Below are 25,285 nucleotides of genomic sequence, written 5' to 3' on the forward strand. Positions count from 1 at the left end.
CCTGTCACTACCGGCGCGCGACCGCTGGTGCCTGCCCGGCAGGCTCGTCATGCTCGGCTTCCAGTGAAAGGCCGCGGGTCTCCTTGGCGCACAACAGCGCGGCCACGGTCAGCACGCACATGCCGACCACGTACAGCGACACCGCGACCGTCCCGCCGAAGCTGCGGAACAGCGCCACGGCCACCAGCGGGGCCAGCGCGCCGGCCGCGATCGAGGACAGCTGGCCGCCGATCGACATCCCGGTGTAACGGACCCTGGTGCCGAACTGCTCGGTGAAGAACGCGGCCTGCGGCCCGTACATCGCGCCGTGCAGCACCAGTCCGACGGTCGCGGCCAGCACGATCACCGGCGCGGACCTGGTGTCCAGCAACGCGAAGAACGCGAAACTCCAGCCCGCCATCGCGATCGCGCCGAACAGGTACACCGGCTTTCGGCCGACCCGGTCCGAAAGCGCGCCCCACAGCGGAATGCTGACGAAGTGCACCGCCGAACCGATCAGCACCGCGTTCAGCCCGGCCGACTTCGGCAGTTCGAGCGGGCCGGTGACGTAGACCAGGATGAACGCGGTGAGCACGTAGTACGACACGTTCTCCGCCATCCGCGCGCCGATGGTGATCAGCACCTGCCGCCAGTGCGAGCGGAACACCTCCAGCACCGGCAGATGCCTGCCCTCGCCGCGGCGCTCGGCCCGCTGCCTGGCAGCGAGGAACACCGGCGACTCGCTGACCGCGAGCCGGATCCACAGCCCGATCCCCACCAGCACCCCGGAGAGCAGGAACGGCACCCGCCAGCCCCAGGACATGAACGCGGCGTCGGTCTGGGTGGCGGCCAGTACCGCCAGCACCGCGGTGGCCAGCAGGTTCCCGCCGGGCGCACCGCACTGCGGCCAGGACGCCCAGAATCCGCGCCGCCGGTCGTCGCCGTGCTCGGAGACGATCAGCACCGCACCGCCCCATTCGCCGCCGAGCGCGAAACCCTGCACCAGGCGCAGCAGGGTGAGCAGCAGCGGCGCAACGGCGCCGACCGCGGCGTAGGTCGGCAGCAGTCCCATCGCGAAGGTCGAGCCGCCCATCAGCAGCAGGCTGAGCACGAGCAGCTTCTTCCGCCCGATCCGGTCGCCGAAGTGGCCGAACACCAGCCCGCCGAGCGGCCTTGCCAGGAAACCGATCGCGTAGGTGGTGAAGGACAGCAGCGTGCCGGTCAGCGGGTCGGTGTTCGGGAAGAACAGCTTGTTGAACACCAGCGCCGCGGCCGAGGTGTAGAGGAAGAAGTCGTACCACTCGACGGTGGTGCCGATCAGGCTGGCACCGACCACTTTCACGATCGACCGGCGGCCGGGGACGGGCGGGGAGGACACAACGATCACCACTCCTTCGTGGGTCTTTGCGGGGTCGGAGAAACTTCAGGCGGCGGTCCAGCCGCCGTCCACCGGCAGCGACGCGCCGGTGAGCTGCCCGGCCCGCGGACCGCACAGCCACCGCACCAGCGCGGCCACGTCTTCGGGTTCGACCAGCCGCTTGATCGCCGCGCGGGCGAGCAGGACCTGTTCGAGCACCTGCTCCGCGTCCAGCCCGTGCGCCAGTGCCTGCGCTTCGACCTGGCCGGTCACCAACGGGGTGCGGACATAGCCAGGACTGACGCAGTTGCTGGTCACCCCGTGTTCGGCCCCCTCCAGCGCGGCGACCTTCGAGAGCCCTTCGAGGGCGTGCTTCGCGGCGACATACCCGGCTTTGAACGGGCTGGCGCGCAGACCGTGCACGCTGGACACGTTCACGATCCGACCCCAGCCGCGGGTGTACATGTACGGCAGGCACCGGCGGATCAGCAGGAAGGGCGCGGTGACCATCACCTGCTGCATCCGCGTGAACCGCTCCGGCTCGAACTCGGGCAACGCGGCGACGTGCTGGAAACCGGCGTTGTTCACCAGGATGTCCAGCTCGGCCGGCAACCGGTCCAGAACAGTGGACTCGGCGAGATCGACGAGGTCGACCGGATGCGCCCAGCCGCCGACCTGGTCCGCCACCGCTTCGGCCGAGGCACGGTCGCGGTCCAGCACGTGCACCTTGGCGCCCGCCTCGGCGAGCGCCATGGCGCAGGCCGCGCCGATCCCGCTGCCGGCCCCGGTCACCAGGGCGACCCTGCCATCGAGGTCACTTCTCGGAGTCACAGGCGACGACGTTAAGCGCGGCCACGGCGGCGGACCATGTGCCCGACGGCCACAAGATGCCGCGAGCGGGTGGCGCCTCGCACCACCCGGCTAGTCGTTGAGCGCGGCGGCGACCTTGTCGCAGAGTTCGGCGAACAGGTGCTGCTCCCCTGGCGTGAGCACCGACGCGGCGAGGTCGGCGGCTTCGCGGCGGCTGTGCGCGGCACGGGTCAGGAACTCCTCGCCCGCCTCGGTGAGCGACATGGTGTGCGTGCGCCGGTCCGCGCCGGCCGCGGCCTGGCCGACCAGCGCGCGATCCTTGAGCACCCGCAACGCCTTCGAGGTGGACTGCCGGGAGATGCCCAACGCGTCGCTCAGCCGCGACGGGGCCATCGGGCCGCGGATCCGGAGCGTCTCCAGCAGGTCGTACTGCTGCCAGGTGACCTGCTCGGGGTTCATCCTGGTGCGCCGGGCGACCAGCACGCACTGCAGCATCGACAGCGCGTCCTCCAGCTCCGCCTTGGTTGCCATGGGGCAAGTATGACACCCGGGTTGCACCAGCTCGCCCTGGCCAGATAGTTTCCAAGGGGAAACCATTATGGAGGTACGGGCATGACTCCGCTGGACTCGATAGTCCTGAAGGGCGCACACGAGCACAACCTGAAGAACGTCTCCCTGCGCATCCCCAAGGACCGGCTCACCGTGTTCACCGGGGTCTCCGGTTCCGGCAAGTCCTCGATCGTGTTCGGCACCATCGCGGTGGAGTCGCAGCGCCAGCTCAACGAGACTTTCAGCTGGTTCATCCGGAACCGGCTGCCCAAGTACGAAGCCCCGCGGGCGGAGTCGATCGAAAACCTGTCCACCGCGGTGGTGGTGGACCAGAAACCGGTCGGCGGGAACTCGCGCTCCACCGTGGGCACCATGACCGAGATCCACTCCATCCTGCGGGTGCTTTTCTCCCGGCACGGGAAACCCGTCGCCGGACCGTCCACTGTGTACTCGTTCAACCACCCGCAGGGCATGTGCGGCGAATGCGAGGGGCTCGGCCGCACGGTCCGCCTCGACCTGGCGAAGCTGCTGCACGAGGACAGGTCGCTGAACGAGGGCGCGATCGACTTCCCGTCCTTCGCGGTCGGCACCTTCCAGTGGCAGCTCTACGCCGAGTCGGGCCTGTTCGACCCGGACAAGCCGCTGCGCGAGTTCACCGCGGAGGAACGCGAGCTGCTGCTGCACGGCGGCGGGTTCAAGGTGGACCGCCGGGGCCGCAACGGAATCTACAAGAACGAGTACGAAGGCGTCGTCACCAGGTTCACCCGCCGCTACCTCAAACGCGAGCTGTTCGACGCGCTCGGCGAGAAGGAGCGCCGGGCCGCCGAGCGGGTGGTGCACCAGGGGCCGTGCCCGGTCTGCCACGGCGCGCGCCTCAACCAGGCGGCGCTGCGCTCGAAGATCGGCGGGCGGACCATCGCGGACTACTCGGCGATGGAGGTCGGCGAGCTGATCCCCGAGCTGGAGCGGATCGACGACGAGGTGGCGAAACCGGTGGCCGAAGCCGCGCTCGCCGCCCTGCGCCGGATCGAGGACGTCGGCCTTTCCTACCTCAGCCTGGACCGGGAGACCTCGACGCTGTCCGGCGGTGAAGGGCAGCGGCTGAAGACCGTGCGGCACCTCGGCAGCAGCCTCACCGGCCTGACCTACATCTTCGACGAGCCAAGCGTCGGCCTGCACCCGCGCGACGTGCACCGGCTCAACGAGCTGCTGCTCGCGTTGCGGGACAAGGGAAACACCGTGCTGGTAGTGGAGCACGACCGGGACGTGATCGGGATCGCCGACCGGGTGGTCGACCTCGGGCCCGGCGCCGGCGGCCACGGCGGCGAGGTGGTCTTCGAGGGCACCGTCGCCGGCCTGCGCGAGTCCGACACGCTGACCGGGCAACGCCTCCGGCAAGTGCCCGCGCTGAAGGGCGACTACCGCACCCCGACCGGCGCACTGCCCATCCGGGACGCCGACCTGCACAACCTGAAGAACGTCTCGCTGGACATCCCGACCGGCGTGCTCACCGCGGTCACCGGGGTGGCGGGTTCCGGCAAGAGCACGCTGATCTCGAACGTGTTCACCCAGCAGCACCCCGGCGCGACCGTGGTCGACCAGTCCGCGATCGGCACCAGCTCGCGTTCCACCCCGGCGACCTACACCGACATCATGGACACCGTGCGCAAGCTGTTCGCCAGTGCCAACGGGGTGGACGCCGGGCTGTTCAGCTTCAACTCGGCCGGCGGCTGCCCGGAATGCGGCGGCCACGGCGTGCTGCGGACCGACCTCGCCTACCTCGACCCGGTCACCACCACCTGCGAGCTCTGCCACGGCCGCCGCTTCCGCGAGGAGGTACTGGCCTACCGGCTCGATGGAAAGTCCATTGTGGACGTACTAGCGCTGACCGTCGAGGAGGCGCTCGGCTACTTCACCGAACGGTCCGTGCTGCGCAAGCTGTCCACACTGGACGAAGTCGGGCTCGGCTACCTCACCCTCGGGCAGCCGCTGAGCACCCTGTCCGGCGGCGAGCGGCAGCGGATCAAGCTCGCGCACCGGCTGGGCGAGACGGCCGGGATCTACGTGTTCGACGAGCCGACCACCGGCCTGCACATGGCCGACATCGACGTCCTGCTCGCGCTGCTGGACCGGCTGGTGGACGGCGGCAACACGGTGCTGGTGGTGGAACACGACCTGGACGTGGTCAAGCACGCCGACTGGGTGATCGACCTCGGCCCCGAAGCCGGCCGCGACGGCGGCCAGGTCGTCTTCCAGGGCACCCCGTCGGATCTCTTGCACGCCACCGGTTCCCACACCGCCACCCACCTCCGCGCCTCCCTCCCCGGCTAGTCCGTGAAGGGCACCTTGCCTACGTTGAAGGTAGGCAAGGTGCCCTTCACGACATGTCGCGAACGGTGGCGCGGAGTTCGGTGACGGAGGCGTTGGCGCCGGTGAACACGATGGCGACCCGTTGCGACGCAAAGGAAGAAGCGTGCGTGAGGACGGCGGCGAGTGCGGCCGCGCCGGCGCCTTCGACGAGCGTGTGCGCGTCGCGCAGGGCGACCCACTGCGCCTCGCGAATGGCCTCGTCCTCGACCAGCAGGAAATCCGCGAGATGCGCGCGGAGCAGCCGCTGGGTGAGTTCGAAGCCGGAACCGGTGGCCAGCCCTTCGACCACGGTCTCGTTCGGCCTTTCCAGCAGCCGGCCGGCTCGCCAGGAGTCGTGCGCGGCCGGTGCCGCGGCGGACTGCACGGCGATGACCCGGCAGCCCGGCGCCACCGCCGCAGCGGCGAGACACGCCGCGGCCGCGCCGCTGCCCCCGCCGACCGGCACTACCACCGCGTCCAACTCGGGCTCCCGCTCGAAGATCTCCAAGTACGCGGTGGCCACCCCGGCCACCAGCGCCGGTTCGTCGGCGGCGCTGACCAGCCGCGCGCCCCGCTCGACGGCCAGCTTCCCGGCGTACGCCCTGGCCTGGTCGAAGGCGGCGCCGTACTCGATCAGCTCGGCGCCGAGCGCGCGCACGGCCGCGGCCTTGGCGGGGTTGGGGTGCTCCGGCATCACGATCGTGCAAGGGCTGCCGAACCGCGCGGCCGCGTAGGCCAGCGACTGCGCGTGGTTGCCGGTGGAGTAGCCGAGCACCCCGCGGCGGCGCTCGTCCGGGGTCATCCCGGCCAGCAGGTTGAGCCCGCCGCGGACCTTGAACGCGCCGGTCGGCTGCACGTTCTCGTGCTTGACCAGCACGGTCGCCCCGGTGGCGCGGTCGAGCAGCGGGTAGGACCGCAGCGGGGTCGGGGTCAGCTCGGCGGCCAGCAGGCGACAGGCCAGCAGCGCGTCGGTGATCGTGGGAAGGCTCATGCCGCTCACGGTGGCACCCGGAGACGTATAGGTCCAATACAGCTTTTCGCCATTTGCATAGGCGCGATCTATGCTTTGCCGGATGTTCGACCTCACCCGCCTCCGCGTGCTGGCGGCCGTGGCCAAGGAGGGCTCGGTGACGGCGGCCGCCGAGGCGCTGCACTACGCCCAGCCTTCGGTGAGCCACCACCTGGCCAGGCTGGAGGCCGAGGCCGGCGTGCCGCTGGTGCAGCGGGCCGGCCGGGGCGTCCGGCTCACCGAAGCGGGCAGGCTGCTGGCCGAACGCGCCGAGGAGATCCTCGGGCACGTGGAGTCGGTGCACACCGAACTCGCCGCGCACGCCGGGCTGCGCACCGGCCGGGTCCGACTCGCCGCGTTCCCGTCGGCGCTGGCCACCCTGGTGCCGGCGGCCGCGGCGCATCTGGCGGCCGAGCACCCCGGCATCGAACTCTCCCTCACCGAGGCCGAACCGCCGACCGCCATGACCGCGCTCCGCAACGGCGAAGTGGACGTCGCGCTGGTCTTCGAGCACCGCGCGACGGAACCGGCCGATCTCCGGCACACCACCCTGGTCCCGTTGCTGGAGGAACCGCTCTACCTGGTCACCCCCGCCGATCGCGACTGGCGGGGGCCGCGCTCGAAACTGGCCACCTACGCCGGCGAGCGCTGGATCGCCGGCTGCACCCGCTGCCGGGCGAACCTGGTGGCAGCCTGCGCGGCGGCCGGGTTCAGCCCGGAGATCAGGTTCGAGACCGACGACTACGTGGCGGTGCAGGCGCTGGTCGCGGCCGGACTCGGGGTCAGCATGCTGTCCGGGCTGGCGCTGACCGCGAGCCGCAACCCGGACGTACGGATCGACCGGATCCCCGGGAAACGCCGGCGCGTGCTGGTCGCGAACTACGGCCGACCACCGGCACCCCTGCCGGTGCAGGCGCTCGTCAAGGCGCTCGAAGCGACCGGCCCGACCGGGGCATGGCCGCGCTGAACCGCGCTAGGGTCTGGCGCATGGCGCGTGTACTGGCGAGTGTGGTGGGTGTCGCGGCGTTGACTTTCACGTTGATCGTGCCGGCGGCACAGGCGCGACCCGCGCCGTCCGCTGCCGCGGCAATTGTGGAGGACCAGATGAGCAGCGGCTTCGACCGGGAGCTCCGGCGCCGCATCGCGGCGGCACAGGCCTACGCGGAAAGCCGGCCCGGCGTGACCGGCGTCGTGGTCCGCGACCGGCGGACGGGTGCGGTGTGGCGCAACGCGAACGCGGCCACGCACGCATGGGGATGTTCCGTGCCGAAGCTGGCGATGGCGGTGGACCTGCTGCTGCGCAACGACTCCGGCGCGGTCCGGCTGACCGACGAGGACCGCCGGCTGATCCACCTGATGCTCAACTCCAGCGACAACGACGCGGCGACCACGCTGTGGAACCGGTACGGCGGCGAGGACTTCGCCACCCGCTTCCCGTCCTACGGTATGACGGACATGCGGTTCACCGACGAGCACCCGCACACCTGGGGCTGGATCCTGACCACCCCGGACGATCTGGACCGGCTGATGAACCACGTGCTGGGCAAGCTGCCCGCCGCGCACCGCGACTACCTGGTCGGCGAGCTGCGGGCGGTGGACCCGAACCAGCAGTGGGGCGTCTGGGGCGCCGGCCCGGCCGCGGCGCCGGGCAACAAGAACGGCTGGGCCGACGACAACGACGACGGCTCCTGGATCATGAACTCGGTGGGTTTCGTCGGCCCGGAGGAACGGTTCAGCGTCGCGATCATGAGCAACACCCAGGTGGTTGAGAACGGTTTCGAGGTCGGCAAGGAGACCACGACGAAGATCAGCGCGATCTTGTTCCAGGGCTACTTCCGCTGACCCGATCTTTGCTAGCCTGAATTCCGAGGACGCGCGAAGACACGGTCCGGTATGGGTTAGTCCGGATGGCGCCCCGCGCTCGACAGCACACCTTCGCGGTGAGACCTGTGCGTCCCTTTCCGTTGTTGTCGTGGGAAGGGACAGTTGACGATGGTCGACGCACAGGTGATCGTGATCGGCGCCGGGCTCGGCGGGCTCTGCCTGGCGCAGGGACTGCGCCGCGCGGGGGTTTCGTTCGCGGTGTACGAACGGGACGAATCGCCGGTCATCCGCGGGCAGGGCTACCGGATCCACATCGACGCCCGCGGCGACCGCGCGCTCGCCGAGACGCTGAGCCCGGCGGCGCACCGGCTTTTCCGGGCCACCTCTGGCACGCCGGAGCCGCGGTCGACCTGGTTCAACCACCAGTTGCGCCAGGTGCATTCGGTGGAGCTGCCCGGTTCGCCGCATCTCGCGGTGAATCGGCTGACCCTGCGCCGGATCCTGCTCTCGGACGTGGCGGACGCGGTCTCGTTCGGCAAGCGGTTCACCCACTACGAAGTGCACGGTGAAAGCGGCGGTGAAGACACAGTGACCGCGCACTTCGCTGACGGCAGCACCGCCACAGGGGCCGTACTGGTCGCCGCGGACGGGGTGAACTCGCTGGTGCGCAAGCAATATCTGCCGCACGCGCGGGTGGTGGACACCGGCCTGCGCCAGCTCTACGGCAAGGTCCAGCTCACCGCGCGGACCAGGGAGCTGTTCTCCGAAGACATGTTCACCGTGTTCACCGGTATCGTCGGGCCGAACTTCAACTTCCTCGGCGTCGCACCGGTGGAGTACCCGGAGCCGGTGGAGCGGGCCGCCGCCCGGCTGGCCCCTTCGGTGGCTTTACCCGCCGCGGCGGACTACATGACCTGCGCCTTCGGTGCCCGCGCGGAACACCTGCCGATCTCCGACGAGGAACTGCGCACGCTCTCCGGTACCCGGGCCAAGGCGCTGGTGGCCGACGTGCTCGGCGACTGGCATCCCCAGGTGCGGCGGATCGTCGAGCACTGGGACCTCGACTCGGTGTTCCCGCTCGCGCTGCGCACCAGCGTGCCGATCGAGCCGTGGCCGACCACGAACGTCACGCTGCTCGGCGACGCCATCCACGCGATGAGCCCGGCGGGCGGGATCGGCGCGAACATCGCGCTGCGGGACGCGAGCGCGCTGGCCGCGGCACTGGCCGAGGTCGCCGATGGCAAGCCGGTCGTGCCGGCGCTACAGGCTTACGAGACCGAGATGACCGAGATCGGCTTCGACGCGGTCCGCGCGTCAGCCGCCAACGGCCACCAGTTCCTCGGCCAGAACCCGCTCCCCGACTGAGTCCGGGCTCAGGAGGAGCCGGTGAGACCGGTGAGGATGCGGCGCAGCACGGCGGGATCCACCTCGGCCTGCGGGCCGTTGCCCAACTGCTCCTCGACCAGCGAGCGGCGGGCACCGCGGCGGGGCAGTGCCACCTCGTCCGCGGACACCCCAGAAGGCAGCGGCAGCTCGCACCAGACCAGCTTGCCGCGGCCGTCGAGCTGCACCACGCCGGTGTGCTCGCCGGCAAGGTCGACCAGCGGACGGCCGGGCTGGTCGTCCTCGAGCTCGATCATCAGGCAGTCCCCGCGCACCCGCAGGCGCAAGGTCATGAAGGCCGGTCTCTTCGGGTCGGCGGCGTCCACCACCGCCTTCACGAACCGGCTGACCACCTGAACGGCATGCTCGGCCAGTGGCTTCAGCGACCATTCGGTGAGGGTGAACCGGACGAAGAGCGCAGCGCAGTTCATCGCACTGGGCATCGCCACGAGCCGGAGGTCGTCCATTTGCGCGGTCTGGGTACGCGTACTCACATTGCTCCGTCCTGCCGGCGTCGAACAAGAGCCCGTATCTTGCCAACCACTCTGTCGGCACGATCGGCCGGTCCTGCCGGCAGCTGCTTCAGCCGAATGGACAAGGTAGCGCCTCCCCGAATGCGCGATCAAGCAACAATGCAATTACTTAGAGCAGCCACTCAGCGGTCTTCTAGTCCGAACGGGCTACAACTGGCGATCCTTGCCCACTGCAGGTAAGGCGGGCAGACTGCCGTCATGACGGGGAAATCGCGGTTCACCAGGGTCCTGTCCGCGTTCACGGCCGCCACCGCCATCACCGCACTCGCACTGGTCGCGCCCGCGACGGCGGCCGAGGGCTCGACGGCCGGGAAGGTCGACCCGCGGCCCAGCACCGCGAAACTCGCCTGGGAACTGCACAAGCTGCAACTGCTCAGCCTCGGCCGGGTTTCGGTGCGGGAGATCGGCCGCTCCAACCAGGGCCGCCCGGTCTGGAGCGCACGCGTCGGGCACGGTCCGCTGCGCATCTCCTACCTCACCCAGCAGCACGGCGACGAACCGCTCGGCACCCCGGCGGCGCTGGAGTTCCTCCGCGAACTCGGCACCGGGAACAGCGCCGAGCAGCGCCGGCTGCGCAGCCAGGTCACCGTGGACATCGTGGTGCGCGCCAACCCGGACGGCTTCGAGCACGACTGGCGGTACAACTACGCGCCGGACGCCGACCCCGAGTACGGCGAGCGCGGCAAGGGCTACGACATCAACCGCTACCACGATCCGGCGGTGCGTCCGGAGGACAACCCGAGCACCGAGTCCGGCCTGCTCCAGCGGCACAACGCGAAGTTCAAGCCGAGCATAGTGGTCGACTACCACATGCAGGGCCGCTACCGGGACGACGAGGGCAAGCCCATCACCGCCTCCGTGCTGTGGCCGACGCACCCCGGCGTCACCCGAGAGAACGTCGCCTTCGCCAAGCAGATCTCGGTGGTGGCCAAGGATTCCCTCAACGCCGCCGGCGGCAACGTCTCGCAGTATCCCGGCGGGAACTACCAGGGCATCGCCCGCAACGGCTACGGCCTGCTCGGCAGCGGCAGCGTGCTGGTCGAGCTGAGCGACGTCGACCCCGGTCAGGAGCCGGCCCAGATCCGCGGCGCGCAGGCGTCCATGCTGGCCATCGCGGAAACCGCCGCGGACGGTTCGCTGCGCGAGATCGACCCGGCACTGGCCGACCAGATCCCGCCACGCGGCGAGCCCACCACCGTCACCACCAACGCAGCCGCGCTCACCGACTGAGCCGACCACCCGCCGAGGTTCGAGCCCAACGTGACGTTTGGCCAATAGAAGACACCAAACGTCACGTTGGGCCTGGGCGGGGCGCGAATGCTCGAACCCGGTCCGCGGCTCAGCCGGCGACCAGCCAGGCGTCGCCCGGCGGTCCGCTGCGCACCGGAAGCCGCGACACCCGGGACGTCCGGGATGCCCTGCTCGGCCGGGCTGCCGGTACCGGCAGCCGCCTTGCCAGTTCCGCGGTCCACTCGATCATCTCCCGCGGACGGTCCCAGCCGCAGATGCCGACCAGCCGCCCGGCTCGCAGGTAGCCGGTGATGCCGTCCGCGAGCCGGACCGTGTCGTCGCCGAGTGACGGCAGTCCCGCCATCTGCAGCCGCACCTGGTACTGGCCGGACCAGGCTCGGGGCAGCGGGGTGAACGGCAGTGCCTGGTCGCGGCCGAGCAGCAGGTTCTCCGCCGCCGCCCGGCCGCTCTCCACCGCGTTGATCCAGTGCTCCACCCGCCGGGGCACCTTGTCGAAGCGGAGGTTCGGCCAGCGCGCCACGTCGCCGGCCACCACCACGTCCGCCACCCCGGCGGCGAACAGGGTCGACTCGCACAGCACGCCGTCCTCCAGCACCAGCCCGGAACCGCGCAGCCAGTCCACCGAGGGCACGCTGCCCAGCGCCAGCACCACGCAGCCGGCGACCAGGAGCTTCCCGTTCGCCAGGTGCAGCCCGACCGCGCCGCCGGTGGTGATCCAGTGCCGCACCTCGGTGCCCAGCGCCAGCTTCGCCCGGTACCGCCGGTGCAGGTCGGTCACCGTGACCGCCAGCGCCGGCCCGTACCGCAGCAGCGGCGCGGACGAGCGCCCGACCATCGACACGTCCCGGCCGAGCTGGCGCATGCTCGCCGCGAACTCGCAGGCGATCAGCCCGGTGCCGAGCACCACCGCCGGTTTGTCGCTGGCCACCAGCGCGCGGCGGACCGCGAGCGCGTCCTCGATGGTCCGCAGCACCCGCACCCGCGGGTCGTGCCGCGGCGCGCCGGGCAGGTGCCGCGGCACCACGCCGGTGGCCACCACCAGCCCGTCGTAGCGCAGTTCCTCACCGCCGGGCAGGTGCAGCACGTGCCGGTCGGCCTCCAGCCGGGTGGCCTGGGTGCCGAGCCGCCAGCGCGCGTCGAGCTCCACGTAGGACCGCAGGGTCACGTCGGCCGCGCGAGCCGAGCCGCCGAGCACGGCCTTGGACACCGCCGGCCGGTGGTAGGGCCGGCGCGGCTCGTCGCCGACGATCACCAGCTCACCGTCGAAACCCAGTTCCCGCAAGCGTTCCGCGGCACGCAGCCCGGCGACCCCGGCACCGGCCACCACGATCCGGTCCTGGCCCGTCATCCGGCCACCCCGTGCAAGGCGATGGCCTGCATCGGGCAGCACCTGGCCGCGGCCACGGCGTCCGGCAGCTCTTCGGCCTCCGGTGCGCGCCGATACCGCAGCCGCCCGTCCGGGGCCAGCTCGAACAGCTCCGGCGCCTCCGCCTGGCAGAGTCCGTAGAGCTCACAGCGATCGTTGTCCACACTGATCCGCGGGCCGCCGCGGCGCCATCCGAGGTTCAAACCCGTTCCTCCACAAGACCGATACGTTCGAGCGTCCGGGTGGGCAGAAAACGCAGCACGCCCAGCGTCGCCGCCGGCACCAGCAGGGTGATTCCGGCCAGCCAGACCAGCGACAGGTGCCCGTTGGCCAGCGCGCCGAACAACGAGTGCAGCACGCCGAGCCCGACCGCCGGGTAGGCCAGCCGGTGCAGCCACAGCCAGCGCCGGTACGCCGTCCAGCGGTGCAACCCGGCGGTCAGCGCGACGGCCAGCATCAGCTCCAGTCCGACGATGCCCGCGGTGTGCCGGGCCAGCGTGCCCGGCAGCAGCGGGATCACCAGCTTCGCCACGTCGAAGGGATCGGTGCTGAGGAACAGGAAGCAGAGCGCGTGGACCACCGCGAAGGACAGGGTGAACGCCGCCAGCGCCAGGTGCCCGCCCCGCAGCGTCTTGCGTTCGCCGAGGCGGCGGGCCCAGCCGGTGGTGGTGAGCACGCCCCAGCACAGGGTCAGGCACATGAACGCGTAGGCCACCCTGGCCGACAGCGCCGCGATGTCCCGGACGCCGAGATCCGCCGACTGCGCGAGGACCACCAGCGCCCGGGACCAGCCGTCAGCAGGAACGGCCGTCATTGATGCACCCGACGACCTGGTCCATCAGCCGCTGCGGCATCAGGTTGGCGAAATCCGCGTGGTCGGTCAGCGGGTTGTGCCCCTGGTCCGGGAAGCTGTCCACGGCGAAGGTCTGGGGCTCGTTCGGCGCCGTGTAGGTCAGTGTCATCCGCAGCTGCGGCACCGCTTGCGTGCCGCGCGGGCAATTGCCGCGACGGTCGGTGAAACGCAGGTGATCGCGGTGGTTCTGGCTGTCCGTGTTCTGCCCGTCCCAGCAGCTGGGGAAGTCCAGCACGCGCTGCACCTGGCTGTCTTCGGGGCAGAGCGGGTACTGGGTGGTCTGCCGGTCCTCGAAACCGGTGCAGGTCCATTTGGCGTTCGCGTCCGCGTCCCCGTTGGTGGCCGCCTTGGCGTCGCCGGTGATCGCGCGGAGGAAGGCCGGCATCGCGGTGACCTGGCTCTTGGCGTTGCCGCGGAACTCCAGCCGCACGTCCGGGGGGAGGATCTCGCCCTCGTTCCCGTCGTTGCCACCGCCGTCCTCGTCCTCGTCCGGGCCCGGCACCCCGAGCTCGCGCAGCACCGGCCAGAAGTAGGTGGACTGGTCCCGGTTGCGGCAGGTGGTGCCGGCCGCGGCCAGGCTCCGGTCGTCGGAGTCCGCGTCGGTGGACAGGTTGCCCACGTAGTCGTGCAGGTGCTGGGCGCCGTTGCGCACCCCGGGGGCCACGATGAAGTTGTCCGGGTTGCGGTGCCCGTTCTCGTTGTTGCCGCACTGCGCGACGAAGGTGCCCGGCGACGCCCGCAGCTCGGGTTCGTCCACGTTCGGCTCGATCTCGCGGATGTCGGTGTAGAACTCCTTGGCCGGCCCTTCGGCCTGGCCGGGGCCGCCGTGCGCGGAAGCGGTGACCACGCCGATCGCGGCGCTGACCGCGATCACTCCGGCCGCGGAGACCGCGATGATCCGCTTGCGTTTGCGGCTCGGCATTCTGTGCAGTGCCATGACTGCCTCCTGATCAGGTCTTCTTCGGGGAGAACTTCGGGAAGGGGAGCCGCTTCGGTGGGTTCCGGAGCAGCCCGACGAGGAAAATCGTGGCGAGTGTTTCCAGCGGGATGAGCACGGTCAGGGTGACCACGTCGGCGGTGTCGAGATCGTTGAGCGAGGGCACCGCCTGGCTGGTGGCCGGTTCCGGCAGCTTCGCGTGGTCGACCAGCCCGGTGCTCTCCAGCAGCGTGATGTGCCGCAGTACCGCCTGGTTGGCGGTGCTGGCGAAGGCACGGATTCGCTCGTCGCGGGTACCGGCCCGGACCTGGGCGATCACCGGGAAGATCGCGCCGTGGGCCGCCCGCAGCCGGTTGACGAAGATCCGCTCGAACTCGGCGCCGGCGGTGGCGGCGCTCATCTCGTCCAGCCAGGACTGCTGGTCGGCGGTGGGCTTGTCGGGCAGCGCCGCACCGAGCTCGGTGGCCAGCGCGCGGACCTGGCTGTCCAGCCTGCCGTGGTCGACCATGATGGTCATGCCGACCTCGCGGACCCGCTGGCCAGCCGCGCGCTGCCGGGCCCATTCACCGGCCGGCATCTCCCACAGGCCGGCCTGGCGGACCTTGGACAGCAGTTCCTGGTCGGCCGGTGGAAGTCCCTGCGCGGCCGCCTGCCCGGAGAGCACGAACATGACCACGGCGAACACGGCCAGCAGCGGCGGCAGCCTGCCGGTTCTCGGCGGATGGTCGGCCGGTTCAGAGTCCGAAGGCACCGGAGGTCCCCGCGTCCGCGGCGGGCTGGACCTTCTTGCCGTCTGGGGCCACCGGGAACCAGCTCCCACCGGAGCCGAGCCCGCTGGTCTCGCCGGGCATCTGGTCCTTGGTGTACCGGTACAGCGGCCAGCCGGCCAGGGTGAGCTGGTCGGTGCCGTCCGACCTGCGCAGCGCACCGACCAGCTCGCGGTCGAACCCGGAAACCCGCAGGTCACCGGCCGAAGGCACCGGCCGCCACTGCTCGGCGCAGTCCTCGGCGCAGTTCGACGCCGGTGGCCTGGCGGTGTCCCGGTCGAACCGGTAGAGGGTGAAGCCCTGGGTGTCCACCACGAGCCGGCCGAGGTCGAAGGCGCGGACCGCGTGCAGGGCGGGTGGTTCGCCGGTTGCGGCCGCGTGGCCGGTGTGGGGCGCGCTGCCGCCCGCCGGGCCGCCTTCGTGGCAGCCGGCGGCGAGCAGCAGCGCGGCGAGACCCGCGGCGGTTAGCGGAATGATCCCACGATGGGTCATGGCATCCTTTCTGTCGCGAGCGTGGCCGGGCATGCGTCATCGCCGCGATAAATGCCGGAAAAGGGCATAGAGAATCCACGATAGACACTTCTGTCTACAATGGAACCAAGCGTTCGCGGGGGAACGACGCTTGCGGGGCCTTCACCGGGAGATACGGCTGTGGCCCAGCTGTGGTTCAAAAGAAACAAAGAGTCACGCACCGTGAGGTCGATATTGCATCTGGACACGGAACGGGTTCTGCCACAAGGATGTCCCCGTGGGACGCCACAGCCGGACGCTTCGCCCCCTGGTCGATCAATGCGCCGATACGGACGGCCGTGACGACCTGGTGACGACGCTCTACCAAGAGTTCGGCGGCCCATTGAAGGCGTACGCGCTCAACCTGACCGGTCATGATCGGCACTGGGCCGAGGATGTCGTGCAGGAGACGCTGATCAGGGCGTGGCGCAACGCGGACAAGCTGGACCGGCGGCCGGACATGCTGCTGGCCTGGCTCTACACGGTGGCGCGCCGGATCGTCATCGACGGCTGGCGCAGCCGCCGGGCCCGACCGCAGGAAGTGGAGGAGGCCGACGCGGATTCGATCGGCGTGCCCGACGAATCGGAGAAGACACTGGCCGCGCTGGTGATCTACGACGCCCTTCGCGCCCTTTCCCCGGAACAGCGCGAAGCCGTATTACAGACCTATCTCTGTGATCGAACCGTGAACGAGGTGGCAGCGAATCTCGGAGTTCCGCCAGGTACGGTCAAATCGAGGATCTACCACGCCGTCCGAGCTTTACGCCGGGCATTGCGGGACCGAGGTTGATTTCGCCGATGACCGAGAGCACCCATGTCGACGTCGCCGCGTACATTCTCGGCGCGTTGAACGAACGGGACACCGAAGCCTTCCAGGCGCATCTGCTGAACTGCTCGATCTGCCAGCTGGAACTGCTGGAGCTGCACGAGCTGCCGGAGCTGCTGGACGAGGTCAGGCGGGCCTGGCCGGAGCCGCCGAGCCCCAGGCTGCCGGCCGGCCGACCCGAGGAGACCACCGGCACCCGGCGTCGTCGTCGAAGCAGGCTGGTGCTCGCCGGCACCGCGCTGCTCGCCGCGGCCGCCACCGTGCTGACCGTGGCACTGCTCTCCCCCACCAGCACCCGCGCCGGCACCCCGCGAGCGGCGCCGGCCAGCGGCGCACCGGCGCAGGTGCGCACCGGCACGGCCCCCGGCCTGGAAGGCAGCGCCGCCCTGCTCGGGGCCGAACCGACGAACACCGTGGACGCCAAGGTCACCGTGCGGCCCAAGGAATGGGGCGCGCAGGCCGAGCTCGAACTGCGCGGCGTCACCGGTCCCCTGCGGTGTCGGCTGATCGCCGTGCCGTGGACAGGGGAGGCGCAGGTGATGACCGGCTGGTCGGTGCCGGCCAAGGGCTACGGCGTGCCGGGCTCCCCCGAGCCGCTGCGGGTCTCCGGCGGCACGGCGCTCGGCCCGGCCGAAATCGAGTACTTCGAAATCCGCGCCGACGACGGGTCTCTGCTGGTCACCGTGCCGAACTGAACCGTGGCAGCGGGTCCGCCGCGATCGAGGGCGAAAAACTCTGAACCGGGTCCCGGCTGGGTACGTGTGCTTGGTGTCCATCGCCGCGAGGCGGTCACCGGTACCCCAGGAGGAAACCCATGCCCCGCAAGCAGCTTGTCGCCGTATCCGCGATCTCGGCGCTCGGCCTCACCCTGCTCGGCGCCTGCGCCGGCGGCGCCGAACAGGAACGGACCAGCCCCGCCGCGCCGCAGGTTTCCCGCGCCCAGCAGGCCGTCGGCAGCACGGAACTGGCCGCCACCCAGCTCGAAGGCATCGGCGAAGGACTCACCGACAAGGCCGGGATGACCCTGTACCGCTTCGACAAGGACACCGCCAAACCGCCCAAGGCCACCTGCAACGGCGACTGCGCCAGCCAATGGCCGCCGGTGCTCAGCGATGGCGACCCGGTGCTCGACGGGGTGGACGCGGCTGCGGTCGGCAAGGTACGCCGGGACGACGGCACCGAACAGGTCACCGTCGGCGGCTGGCCGGTCTACCGGTTCGCCAAGGACACCAAGGCGGGCGATGCCAAGGGCCAGGGCGTCGGCAGCACCTGGTTCGCGGTGAATCCCAAGGGCGGCAAGGCTTCTGCTTCGGCTCCTACTTCGACTTCGGCTCCTTCGGTGCAGACCAGGCTGGTCGCGTCCGATGTGGAGGGAATCGGGCCGGTGCTCACCGAGCAGGACGGTTTCACCCTGTACCTCTTCGACAAGGACACCAGCAAACCGCCCAAGGCCACCTGCAACGGCGACTGCGCCAGCCAGTGGCCGCCGCTGCTGAGCCAGGGCGAGGTACAACTCGAAGGCGTAGACACCAAACTGGTCGGCAAGGTCAAGCGCGCCGACGGCACCGACCAGGTCACCGTCGGCGGCTGGCCGGTCTACCGCTACGCCAAGGACACCAAACCGGGCGAGGCCAAGGGACACGGCGTCGGCGGCACCTGGTTCGCGATCGAGCCCAACGGCTGCAAGTCCCAGGCCCGCCCCGACGAACCCGCTCCCTCCGGCTACTAGCCCACTATGGACAACGTGGCCCCTCGACGATTCCCACGAGGGGCCACACGGCCCTTTCCGAACTGGCTGCAGCGCGCGAGTCCCACGTTCGCGCACCGCGAGTCCCACGTTCGGCGTTGGCGAGTTGTGCCCGCGCAGGCGAAAGCCGGGACACCCGAGCGGCGAACTCGCCGTGGGCCAACGGTCAACTCGCCGACCGGAACGTTCGACTCGCCCAGGCCGAACGTGGGACTCGCCGAAGCGGGCCAGCCACACCGGCGAGTCCTACGTTCGGGCACCGCGAGTTCTGCGGTTGGGCGGCGTGGGGTGGCGGGTGGGGTCAGGGGGTGAGGGTGATGCCGGCGGCGCGTAGGTCGGCTAGGGCTGCTTGGTCGCCGTCGGGGTGCGCGTGGGCGAAAGCCGTGGCGCTGAGCGGGATTGTCACCTCGTAGCCAAGGCGTACGGCGTCGCGGGCGGTCGCGGCGACGCAGATGTCCGTTGCGATGCCGACGACGGTAACGGAGCGCGTTTGCGTCTCGGCGAGCAAACCGGCCAGCGGTCCAAGGCCGCCACCGCCGTGGCCCTGCTGCGGTTCGAGCACCGGGGCGAGCAGGAATCCCGAGAAGCCACCACGTTTGCCGGGGCCCTTCTCCACCACCGTGCCCCGCACGTCCAGGTCGGGGTGCAGGCTCGTCCTGCCCTCGGGGTCGCCTTCGGGGAGGTCGATCGGGGCGTAGTCGCGGGTGTAGAACACCGGGTGACCGTGCTCCACCGCCTCGGCCACCCGCTCGTTGACGGCCTTGACCACACCGGGCCCGTCCACTCCGGCCAGGTCCACGAACAGGTTCTGCATGTCGACGACGATCAGCGCATGGGTCATGGCATCGACGCTAGAAGCTCAACCACTGTTGAGGTCAAGACGAAACCGTGACGTTGCGCTGGAGCTGTTCGAGAAAATCGCCGAACTCGGTGAGCTGCTCCGCGCTGAAACCGGCACGCAAACGACTGTCGAAGTTGAGCGCCGCGCCGCGCATGCGCTCGAAGGCGGCTTCGCCCGCCTCGGTGAGTTCGACGAGATGCACGCGCCGGTTGGCGGGATCGCGGCGGCGGGTGAGCAGGCCGTCAGCCTCCATGGTGTTCAGGTGATGCGTGAGGGTGGCACCCTGGATGCCCACCGCGGCGGCGAGCTCGCGCTGGTTGGCGACCGGCCTGCTCTTCAGGGACATCAGCACCATCCAGGTGGGACGCGACCCGCCTGCGGCCGAAAGCGCGTCATCGAACGCGCGGCTGACGACCTTCGCGGTGCTGGCCAGTCTGACGCCGAGGGGCGGTCCGGCGAATCGTGGCGACATGCGGCAACCCTAGCACAGGGTTAGTCATCTAACGCATTGACAGCTAACCGTTAGATCTCTATCTTTAATCTCATGCGTATCAGCCTGAACATCACGCACTACTCCTGGCCGGTCCCGCCCGCGGACCTCGTCCTCCGGCTCGCTGAGATCGCCCGCGCCGCGGAGGAGTGCGGTGTGGACACCCTGTGGGTACCGGACCACCTCATCCAGGCGGATCCGGTCAGCAGCCCGGAAAAGGAGATGCTCGAGGCGTACACCACGCTCGGGTTCCTGGCCGGACAGACCGAACGGGTTCGCCTCGGCACCATGGTCACCGCGGTCAGCTACCGGGCACCGAGCCTGCTGGTCAAGGCCGTCACCACGCTCGACGTGCTCTCCCGCGGACGGGCCTGGCTCGGTATCGGCGCCGGCTACTCCGAGCACGAGGCGGCCACGATGGGGCTGCCGCTGCCACCCACCGCGGCCCGTTTCGGGCAGCTCGAAGAGACCCTTCAGCTGGCGAACCGGATGTGGGCCCGCGACGAGTCGCCGTTCGAGGGCGAGCACTTCCGGCTGACTCGCCCCTATGCCAGCCCCGGCCCGGCGAGCAGCCCGCGCCCACCGGTCCTGATCGGCGGCATGGGGGAACGCAGAACCCTGCCGCTGGTGGCGAAATACGCCGACGCGTGCAACCTGTTCGACATTCCGGACGACGGCCGGACCGTCACGCACAAGCTCGGTGTGCTGGCCGCGCACTGCGCGGAGATCGGGCGGCCGTTCGCGGAGATCGAGAAGACGCTGAGCGCGCGGCTGGAACCGGGCGAGACCGCGCGGCAGTTCCTGGACCGCTGCGGCCGCTGGGCCGAGCTCGGCTTCGAGCACGTCGTGTTGATCACCCCCGGCCCGTGGACGATGGACGCGCTCGCCCAGCTGGCCGATGCCGTTCCGGCGGCACGGGAAATCTGAGATCCACAAGTCGACTTCCGTCCCGGAACCTTCGGGCCGATGTCCCAATCCGACTGGGCGGAACGTCCGTCGCCGCCGGGAAGAATTACCTGCCGCACACCGGAAAAACGAGGCCAAAGATCCTAGTTCCGTTGCTCCCCACCCCGGTAGCTGATAAGCACGACCAGGGACGCCGTTAACGAAGCCGGCCCCGCCGTGGTGCGACCCAACGACGGAGGATCTCGATGCAATCTCGCCATGTCAGCGTAACTCGAAAAGGTGGCCTGGAAACCCTGGAGGTGCGCACCTCCGAGCTGGCCGAGCCCGGCTCCGGTGAGGCCGTGGTGAAGGTCGACGCCGCCGGTGTCTCCTTCGGTGACATCCTGCTCAGGCTCGGGGTCATTCCCGGCGGCCCGACGCCGCCGTTCACCCCCGGCTTCGACATCGCCGGCGTCGTGGAGAAGGTCGGTCCCGGCGTCACCGGGCTCGAGGTCGGCCAGCCGGTGGCGGCGCTGCTGCGCACCGGTGGCTACTCCGACCGCCTGATCGCGCCGGCCGAGCGGCTGGTGCCGCGGCCGTCCGGCGCCGACGCGGTGGAGTCCGCCGCGGTGGCACTGAACTACTTCATCGCCTACCAGATGCTGCACCGCGTCGCCGAAGCCAAGCCGGGACACCGGATCCTGGTGCACGGCGCCTCCGGTGGTGTCGGTGTCGCCTTCCTGCAGCTGGCCCAGCTCGCCGGGATCGAGACCTACGGCTCGGCATCGGCGGAGAAGCGGGACCTGGTGACCAAGTTCGGCGGGCACCCGATCGACTACCGCAAGGACGATTTCGTCAAGATCATCCGCTCGCTGCCGGGCGGCACCGTGCACGCCGCCTTCGACGCCATCGGCGGCAGCCACTTCAACCGCTCGTCCTCGGTGGTCGGCCGCGGCGGCATCATGGTCGCCTACGGGCAGAGCGCGGCGCTGGTGGACGGCAAGCCGAACAAGGCCGTCGGCGCGCGCGGCTTCCTCGGCGGGGTCGCACTGCCCAAGCTCATCCCCAACGGCAAGCGGACCACCTTCTACAACGCGTGGGCACTGGAGAAGTCGCACCCCAGCGCGTACCGCGAGGACCTGGCCGAGGTGCTCAAGCTGCTGGCCGAGGGCAAGATCTCGCCGCTGATCGCCAAGACCGCCGCGCTCGAGGAGGCCGCGGACGTGCAGCGCCAGCTGGAGCAGGGCGCGGTCACCGGCAAGGTGGTACTGACCCCCGGGGACTCGAAATAACCGCCACCGACCAGGCGGTGCCGGAGCTCGGCAAACGCCAGATCATGATCATTTTCACTGGTCTGGCGCTTGCCATGTTCCTCGCCTCGCTGGACCAGACGATCATCGCGACCGCGTTGCCGGCGATCGCCGGTGATCTCGGTGGTCTGGACCAGCTTTCCTGGATCATCACCGTCTACCATCTTGCCTCCGCCGCGACCACCCCGCTGTGGGGCCGGGCCAGCGACATCTACGGCCGGAAGAAGCTGTTCATCTCGGCGATTCTGGTTTTCCTGCTCGGCTCGGTGCTTTCCGGGCTGGCGCAGGACATCGGCCAGCTGATCGCGTTCCGCGCCTGCCAGGGACTCGGCGCCGGCGGCATGATGACGCTGGCCATGGCGGTGATCGCGGACGTGGTGTCGCCCCGGGAACGGGGCCGCTATCAGGGCTACATGCAGCTGATGTTCACCCTGGCCAGCGTGCTCGGGCCGCTGCTCGGCGGGCTGCTGGTGGACGTCTCGTCCTGGCGCTGGGTGTTCTACGTCAACATCCCGATCGGCGCGGTGGCGCTCGGGGTGATCATCGCGAAGCTGAAGCTGCCCAAGACCAGGACCGAACGGGCGCTGGACTACTCGGGGGCCGTGCTGCTCACCAGCGGCGTGATCTGCCTGCTGCTGGTCACCGAATGGGGCGGGCGCCAGTACTCCTGGGGCTCCGGCCAGATTCTCGGCCTGCTCGGCGGCGCACTGGTCCTGCTGGTCACCTTCATCCTGTGGGAGCGTCGGGCCGCCGAGCCGATCCTGCCGCCGCGGCTGTTCCGCAACCCGGTGTTCGTGGTGGTCACCATCACCCTGTTCCTGGCCACCTGCATGCTGTTCGCGGTGCTCATGTTCACCCCGCTGTTCCTGCAGATCGTGGTCGGCTCCAGCGCCACCAGCTCGGGCCTGCTGCTGCTGCCGATGACGGTGGGCATCACCATCTCCACCGTCCTTTCCGGACGGTTGATCGCCAGAACCGGGCGGTACCGGCACTTCCCGGTGATCGGGCTGGCCATCGCGACGGTGGTGATCTTCCTTCTCTCGCGGATCACCGAGTCCACCTCGCAGCTGGTGGTGATGCTCTACATGCTGCTGTTCGGCGCCGGTTTCGGCCTGGTCACCCAGGTGCTGGTGATCGCCGTGCAGAACGGCGCGGAACGTCAGGACATCGGCATCGCGACCGCTTCCGCGAACTTCTTCCGCTCGCTCGGCGCATCGATCGGGGCCGCGGTGTTCGGCTCGATCTTCGCCGCCGGGCTGAACAGCTCGCTGGCACAGGGCGGCGCATCGGGGGTGGACGCCAACGCGGTGCAGTCCAGTCCCGCGGTGATCCAGCAGCTGCCGGACGCCGTGCGGGAAGTGGTGACCACCGGGGTCGCGGACTCGGTGACCACGGTGTTCCTGGTCGGCGCCGGGGTGGCCGCGCTCGCGTGGGTCGCCTCGCTGTTCCTCAGGGGCGGCACCCTGCGCGGCAAGAACTGACACCTAGGGGTGCCCGGTACGTTCACAGGAGTATCCGGGCACCAGGCGGCAGCCGGGAAGCGCGGGTTCAACTGTCGCCGCCGGTCCGACGCAACCGGGCGGCGCGCGGCGCACCATGGAGTCATGACCAACGAGAACCCGCGCAGCCACGGAGTTCGCGCCTCCGACATCGAACGAGAGAAGTTCGCCCACCGCATCGAGACCGCCAACGGCGAAGGCCGGCTGTCGCTCGAAGAGACCGACCGGCGGCTGGGCCTGGTGTACGACGCCACCTACCGGCACGAGCTGGAATGGCTGGTCACCGACCTGCCGCCGGAGCCGGTCGAGCAGCGGACCTCCGCGGAAGTTTCCCAGCACGCCGGGAAAGCGTTGCGTACGCACGCCATCGTGGTGGGCATCTTCTCGGTGTTCCTGGTGGCCCGCTGGATCGTCTCGGGAGTGCCGTTCTTCTGGCCCGCGTTCCCGATGTTCTGGCTGGCGCTCAGCCTGGTGGTGCACGCCCTGATCCGCCGCTCCAGCCTGCCGGGCGGGCGAATTCTGCCCGCCTTCCGCCGCCCCGGCAAGAAAGCCACCACCCAGTAACCCACTCGCGAATAGGCAAATAGCCGACTTTTCGCCCCTCAAGCCCGGGGCAAAAAGTCGGCTATTTGCCGTGCGGGGTCAGGCGCCGATGCCTTGGGCGAAGCGGAAGAAGCCGTGCGGGTCGTAGCGGCGCTTGGCCCGGAGCAGGCGGTGGTAGTTCTCGCCGTAGTAGGCGCTGCGCCAGTCCGGCAGCCGGGAGTCGATGAAGTTCACCTGTCCCTCACCGTCGCCGTACCGCTCGGCCACCGCGTAACCGCCGTCGGTCCACGCTTCGACGGCCGCCTTCTCCTCGGGCGTCGGCACCGGGGTGCGGACGCCCGAGGTGAAGGTGAAGTAGTGCTGCGCGGTCCGGTGCACATACGCGGTCGCGGTGCGCGGGGTCCGGTTGATCTGGCCGCCGAGCCCGCCGAAGCTCATCACCCGGAACTGGCCCGCCACTGGGTTCGCCTCGAACGCGGTGAGCGCCTCGTCGATCCCGGTGCCGTTCAGCTCCCCCTCGAACAACCGCCCGCGCGCCATCACCAGGCTCTGCCGCTGCAGCATCGCTTCGGGGTTGTAGCCGACCCGGTGGCACTGGTCCACCGTCTTGTCCCCGCAGCCGAACATCCGCATGATCGCCTGCTGGTAGGTCAGGTCGTCCGCGCTGCGGGTGGCCGGGGCCGCGCCCACCGCCGAGACGAGCTCGTTCAGGTGCGGGTCCAACCCGGACACTGGGCCGCCGAGCCAGCCGCCGGAGACCAGCACGGTCGGCTTGCTGCCGGGGGCGGCGTTCTGGTTCATCACGGTCAGGTTCGCGGTCAGATCGTCCGGGGCCTGCGCCAGCCAGGGCAGGTACGCGGTGATCACGTTCGCGGCCTGCTCCCACGGCCAGCTCAGGCTGAAGCTGACCATCCTGGTCACGTTCCCCGGCTTGATCTCGTACCGGGTGACCACCCCGAAGTTGCCACCGCCGCCACCGCGCAGCGCCCAGAACAGCTCACGTTCGCGGTGCTCCGAACAACGCACGATGCGGCCATTGGGCAGCACCACCTCGGCGGACACCAGCCGGTCCGCGGCAATGCCGAACTTCCGCGCCAGCGGCCCGATCCCGCCGCCCTGGAGGTACCCGCCGGCGCAGACCGTCGCGCAGTTGCCGGTGACCGCGGCCAGTCCGCTGGGGGCCAGCGCGTTCACGATGTCCACCCCCTGCGAGCCCGGCCCGATCGTGGTGGTCGAACGCCCCACCTTGACCTGGTTGAGCCGCGAGGTGTCCAGCACCAGCCCGGTGCCGGTGGAGTACCCCGCCGCGGAGTGCCCACCGCTGCGCAGCGCCACCTGGATGTCGTTGTCCTGCGCGAAGTTCAGGCAGAGCCGCACGTCGCTACTGTTCTCGCAGAAGGCGATCGCCTGTGGCCGGACGCCGTCGAAGGCCTTGCTGTCGAGCTGCCTGGCCTGGTCGTAGGCCGGGTCGCCGGGCAGCACCACGTCCCCGGTGAAGGAGCGGCGCAGCTGTGCCCAGCGCGCCGCGCCGGTGGCCGGCCGCGCTTCGGCGGCCGACCACAGCGGCGCACCCGCCACGGCGAGCCCGACCGCACCAGCACCTGCCCGCAGCACCGTCCTTCGATTGACCATGACCTTCGCTCCTTAACGCCGGTGTTATCGGGGTT

26 protein-coding genes are annotated in these 25,285 nt (G+C 70.1%); 12 read left to right on the forward strand and 14 right to left on the reverse strand.

The genetic code is table 11. The features are described from left to right. Positions 1–7 precede the first annotated feature (7 nt). The 3 genes from AMYNI_RS0105965 to AMYNI_RS0105975 form a co-directional block, all read right to left on the reverse strand. Positions 8–1,369, reverse strand: a complete 1,362-nt coding sequence (locus tag AMYNI_RS0105965; RefSeq protein ID WP_020667073.1) for an MFS transporter — start codon at positions 1,367–1,369, stop codon at positions 8–10. A gap of 33 nt (positions 1,370–1,402) precedes the next feature. Beyond that, complete coding sequence (locus AMYNI_RS0105970) at positions 1,403–2,167, reverse strand: 3-hydroxybutyrate dehydrogenase (protein WP_040405548.1); 765 nt, start codon at positions 2,165–2,167, stop codon at positions 1,403–1,405. Between the two features lie 90 nt (positions 2,168–2,257). Further along, the gene (locus tag AMYNI_RS0105975; protein ID WP_020667075.1) at positions 2,258–2,677 is read right to left on the reverse strand and encodes a MarR family winged helix-turn-helix transcriptional regulator; all 420 of its coding nucleotides are present in this window, start codon (positions 2,675–2,677) and stop codon (positions 2,258–2,260) included. A gap of 81 nt (positions 2,678–2,758) precedes the next feature. On the opposite strand from AMYNI_RS0105975, the gene AMYNI_RS0105980 reads away from it, so the two are divergent. Further along, positions 2,759–5,026, forward strand: a complete 2,268-nt coding sequence (locus AMYNI_RS0105980) for an ATP-binding cassette domain-containing protein (protein WP_020667076.1) — start codon at positions 2,759–2,761, stop codon at positions 5,024–5,026. Between the two features lie 46 nt (positions 5,027–5,072). Here the strand turns inward: AMYNI_RS0105980 and AMYNI_RS0105985 are convergent, their stop codons facing one another. Next, positions 5,073–6,035: a threonine ammonia-lyase gene (locus AMYNI_RS0105985; RefSeq protein ID WP_020667077.1), complete on the reverse strand. Its 963-nt coding sequence runs from the start codon at positions 6,033–6,035 to the stop codon at positions 5,073–5,075. An 82-nt stretch (positions 6,036–6,117) separates the two neighbouring features. Here AMYNI_RS0105985 and AMYNI_RS0105990 point away from each other — a divergent pair, with 82 nt between their 5' ends. From AMYNI_RS0105990 to AMYNI_RS0106000, 3 genes are all read left to right on the forward strand, one after another. Continuing rightward, on the forward strand, positions 6,118–7,020 hold the full coding sequence (locus AMYNI_RS0105990; RefSeq protein WP_020667078.1) for a LysR family transcriptional regulator: 903 nt from the start codon (positions 6,118–6,120) through the stop codon (positions 7,018–7,020). Between the two features lie 20 nt (positions 7,021–7,040). Next, the gene (locus AMYNI_RS43705; protein WP_245573882.1) at positions 7,041–7,895 is read left to right on the forward strand and encodes a serine hydrolase; all 855 of its coding nucleotides are present in this window, start codon (positions 7,041–7,043) and stop codon (positions 7,893–7,895) included. A gap of 150 nt (positions 7,896–8,045) precedes the next feature. After that, positions 8,046–9,242: an FAD-dependent oxidoreductase gene (locus AMYNI_RS0106000; protein ID WP_020667080.1), complete on the forward strand. Its 1,197-nt coding sequence runs from the start codon at positions 8,046–8,048 to the stop codon at positions 9,240–9,242. Between the two features lie 8 nt (positions 9,243–9,250). Here the strand turns inward: AMYNI_RS0106000 and AMYNI_RS0106005 are convergent, their stop codons facing one another. Next, complete coding sequence (locus AMYNI_RS0106005) at positions 9,251–9,727, reverse strand: hypothetical protein (RefSeq protein ID WP_020667081.1); 477 nt, start codon at positions 9,725–9,727, stop codon at positions 9,251–9,253. A gap of 264 nt (positions 9,728–9,991) precedes the next feature. Between AMYNI_RS0106005 and AMYNI_RS0106010 the strand changes: the two genes are divergently transcribed. Further along, positions 9,992–11,023, forward strand: coding sequence for a M14 family zinc carboxypeptidase (locus tag AMYNI_RS0106010; protein WP_020667082.1), 1,032 nt, complete (start codon positions 9,992–9,994; stop codon positions 11,021–11,023). 109 nt (positions 11,024–11,132) lie between these two features. Here the strand turns inward: AMYNI_RS0106010 and AMYNI_RS0106015 are convergent, their stop codons facing one another. The 6 genes from AMYNI_RS0106015 to AMYNI_RS0106040 are packed head-to-tail and all read right to left on the reverse strand — an operon-like array spanning position 11,133 to position 15,459. After that, entirely contained in the window at positions 11,133–12,392 is a 1,260-nt protein-coding gene (locus AMYNI_RS0106015) for an NAD(P)/FAD-dependent oxidoreductase (protein WP_020667083.1), read from the reverse strand. Then, positions 12,389–12,613 carry a ferredoxin gene (locus tag AMYNI_RS0106020; RefSeq protein ID WP_020667084.1) on the reverse strand — a complete coding sequence of 75 codons (225 nt, stop codon included), beginning with the start codon at positions 12,611–12,613 and terminating at the stop codon, positions 12,389–12,391. The genes AMYNI_RS0106015 and AMYNI_RS0106020 overlap by 4 nt, the downstream gene beginning before the upstream one ends. Beyond that, positions 12,610–13,224 (reverse strand): ferric reductase-like transmembrane domain-containing protein, encoded by a 615-nt coding sequence (locus AMYNI_RS0106025; RefSeq protein ID WP_020667085.1) that lies wholly within the window; start codon positions 13,222–13,224, stop codon positions 12,610–12,612. Before AMYNI_RS0106025 ends, AMYNI_RS0106020 begins: the two co-directional genes overlap by 4 nt. Beyond that, entirely contained in the window at positions 13,205–14,200 is a 996-nt protein-coding gene (locus AMYNI_RS0106030) for a DUF1996 domain-containing protein (RefSeq protein ID WP_084628299.1), read from the reverse strand. Before AMYNI_RS0106030 ends, AMYNI_RS0106025 begins: the two co-directional genes overlap by 20 nt. A 13-nt stretch (positions 14,201–14,213) precedes the next feature. Next, positions 14,214–14,951 carry a DUF4142 domain-containing protein gene (locus AMYNI_RS43710; RefSeq protein ID WP_020667086.1) on the reverse strand — a complete coding sequence of 246 codons (738 nt, stop codon included), beginning with the start codon at positions 14,949–14,951 and terminating at the stop codon, positions 14,214–14,216. Next, positions 14,935–15,459, reverse strand: a complete 525-nt coding sequence (locus tag AMYNI_RS0106040; RefSeq protein WP_020667087.1) for a hypothetical protein — start codon at positions 15,457–15,459, stop codon at positions 14,935–14,937. Before AMYNI_RS0106040 ends, AMYNI_RS43710 begins: the two co-directional genes overlap by 17 nt. Before the next feature lie 256 nt (positions 15,460–15,715). On the opposite strand from AMYNI_RS0106040, the gene AMYNI_RS0106045 reads away from it, so the two are divergent. The 3 genes from AMYNI_RS0106045 (at position 15,716) to AMYNI_RS0106055 (ending at position 18,032) form a co-directional block, all read left to right on the forward strand. Continuing rightward, complete coding sequence (locus AMYNI_RS0106045; protein ID WP_020667088.1) at positions 15,716–16,267, forward strand: sigma-70 family RNA polymerase sigma factor; 552 nt, start codon at positions 15,716–15,718, stop codon at positions 16,265–16,267. Positions 16,268–16,275: 8 nt separating this feature from the next. Further along, positions 16,276–16,998, forward strand: a complete 723-nt coding sequence (locus AMYNI_RS0106050; RefSeq protein WP_020667089.1) for a zf-HC2 domain-containing protein — start codon at positions 16,276–16,278, stop codon at positions 16,996–16,998. Positions 16,999–17,117: 119 nt separating this feature from the next. Beyond that, complete coding sequence (locus tag AMYNI_RS0106055) at positions 17,118–18,032, forward strand: hypothetical protein (RefSeq protein ID WP_020667090.1); 915 nt, start codon at positions 17,118–17,120, stop codon at positions 18,030–18,032. Between the two features lie 319 nt (positions 18,033–18,351). Here AMYNI_RS0106055 and AMYNI_RS0106060 read toward each other — a convergent pair whose 3' ends face one another. Both AMYNI_RS0106060 and AMYNI_RS0106065 read right to left on the reverse strand, forming a co-directional pair. Next, positions 18,352–18,891 (reverse strand): cysteine hydrolase family protein, encoded by a 540-nt coding sequence (locus AMYNI_RS0106060; protein ID WP_020667091.1) that lies wholly within the window; start codon positions 18,889–18,891, stop codon positions 18,352–18,354. 34 nt (positions 18,892–18,925) lie between these two features. After that, the gene (locus AMYNI_RS0106065; protein WP_020667092.1) at positions 18,926–19,363 is read right to left on the reverse strand and encodes a MarR family winged helix-turn-helix transcriptional regulator; all 438 of its coding nucleotides are present in this window, start codon (positions 19,361–19,363) and stop codon (positions 18,926–18,928) included. Positions 19,364–19,435: 72 nt separating this feature from the next. On the opposite strand from AMYNI_RS0106065, the gene AMYNI_RS0106070 reads away from it, so the two are divergent. From AMYNI_RS0106070 to AMYNI_RS0106085, 4 genes are all read left to right on the forward strand, one after another. Next, positions 19,436–20,308 carry a TIGR03560 family F420-dependent LLM class oxidoreductase gene (locus tag AMYNI_RS0106070; protein ID WP_020667093.1) on the forward strand — a complete coding sequence of 291 codons (873 nt, stop codon included), beginning with the start codon at positions 19,436–19,438 and terminating at the stop codon, positions 20,306–20,308. 278 nt (positions 20,309–20,586) lie between these two features. Further along, positions 20,587–21,558 carry a zinc-binding dehydrogenase gene (locus AMYNI_RS0106075; protein WP_020667094.1) on the forward strand — a complete coding sequence of 324 codons (972 nt, stop codon included), beginning with the start codon at positions 20,587–20,589 and terminating at the stop codon, positions 21,556–21,558. Positions 21,559–21,602: 44 nt separating this feature from the next. After that, the gene (locus AMYNI_RS0106080; protein ID WP_157357264.1) at positions 21,603–23,057 is read left to right on the forward strand and encodes an MDR family MFS transporter; all 1,455 of its coding nucleotides are present in this window, start codon (positions 21,603–21,605) and stop codon (positions 23,055–23,057) included. 123 nt (positions 23,058–23,180) lie between these two features. Continuing rightward, complete coding sequence (locus tag AMYNI_RS0106085) at positions 23,181–23,639, forward strand: DUF1707 domain-containing protein (RefSeq protein ID WP_020667096.1); 459 nt, start codon at positions 23,181–23,183, stop codon at positions 23,637–23,639. A gap of 78 nt (positions 23,640–23,717) precedes the next feature. On the opposite strand, the gene AMYNI_RS0106090 is transcribed toward AMYNI_RS0106085, so the two are convergent. After that, on the reverse strand, positions 23,718–25,250 hold the full coding sequence (locus tag AMYNI_RS0106090) for an FAD-binding oxidoreductase (RefSeq protein ID WP_020667097.1): 1,533 nt from the start codon (positions 25,248–25,250) through the stop codon (positions 23,718–23,720). Between the last annotated feature and the right edge of the window lie 35 nt (positions 25,251–25,285).

It is taken from the genome of Amycolatopsis nigrescens CSC17Ta-90 (assembly GCF_000384315.1).
In the GTDB taxonomy this organism is placed as follows: Bacteria; Actinomycetota; Actinomycetes; order Mycobacteriales; family Pseudonocardiaceae; genus Amycolatopsis; species Amycolatopsis nigrescens.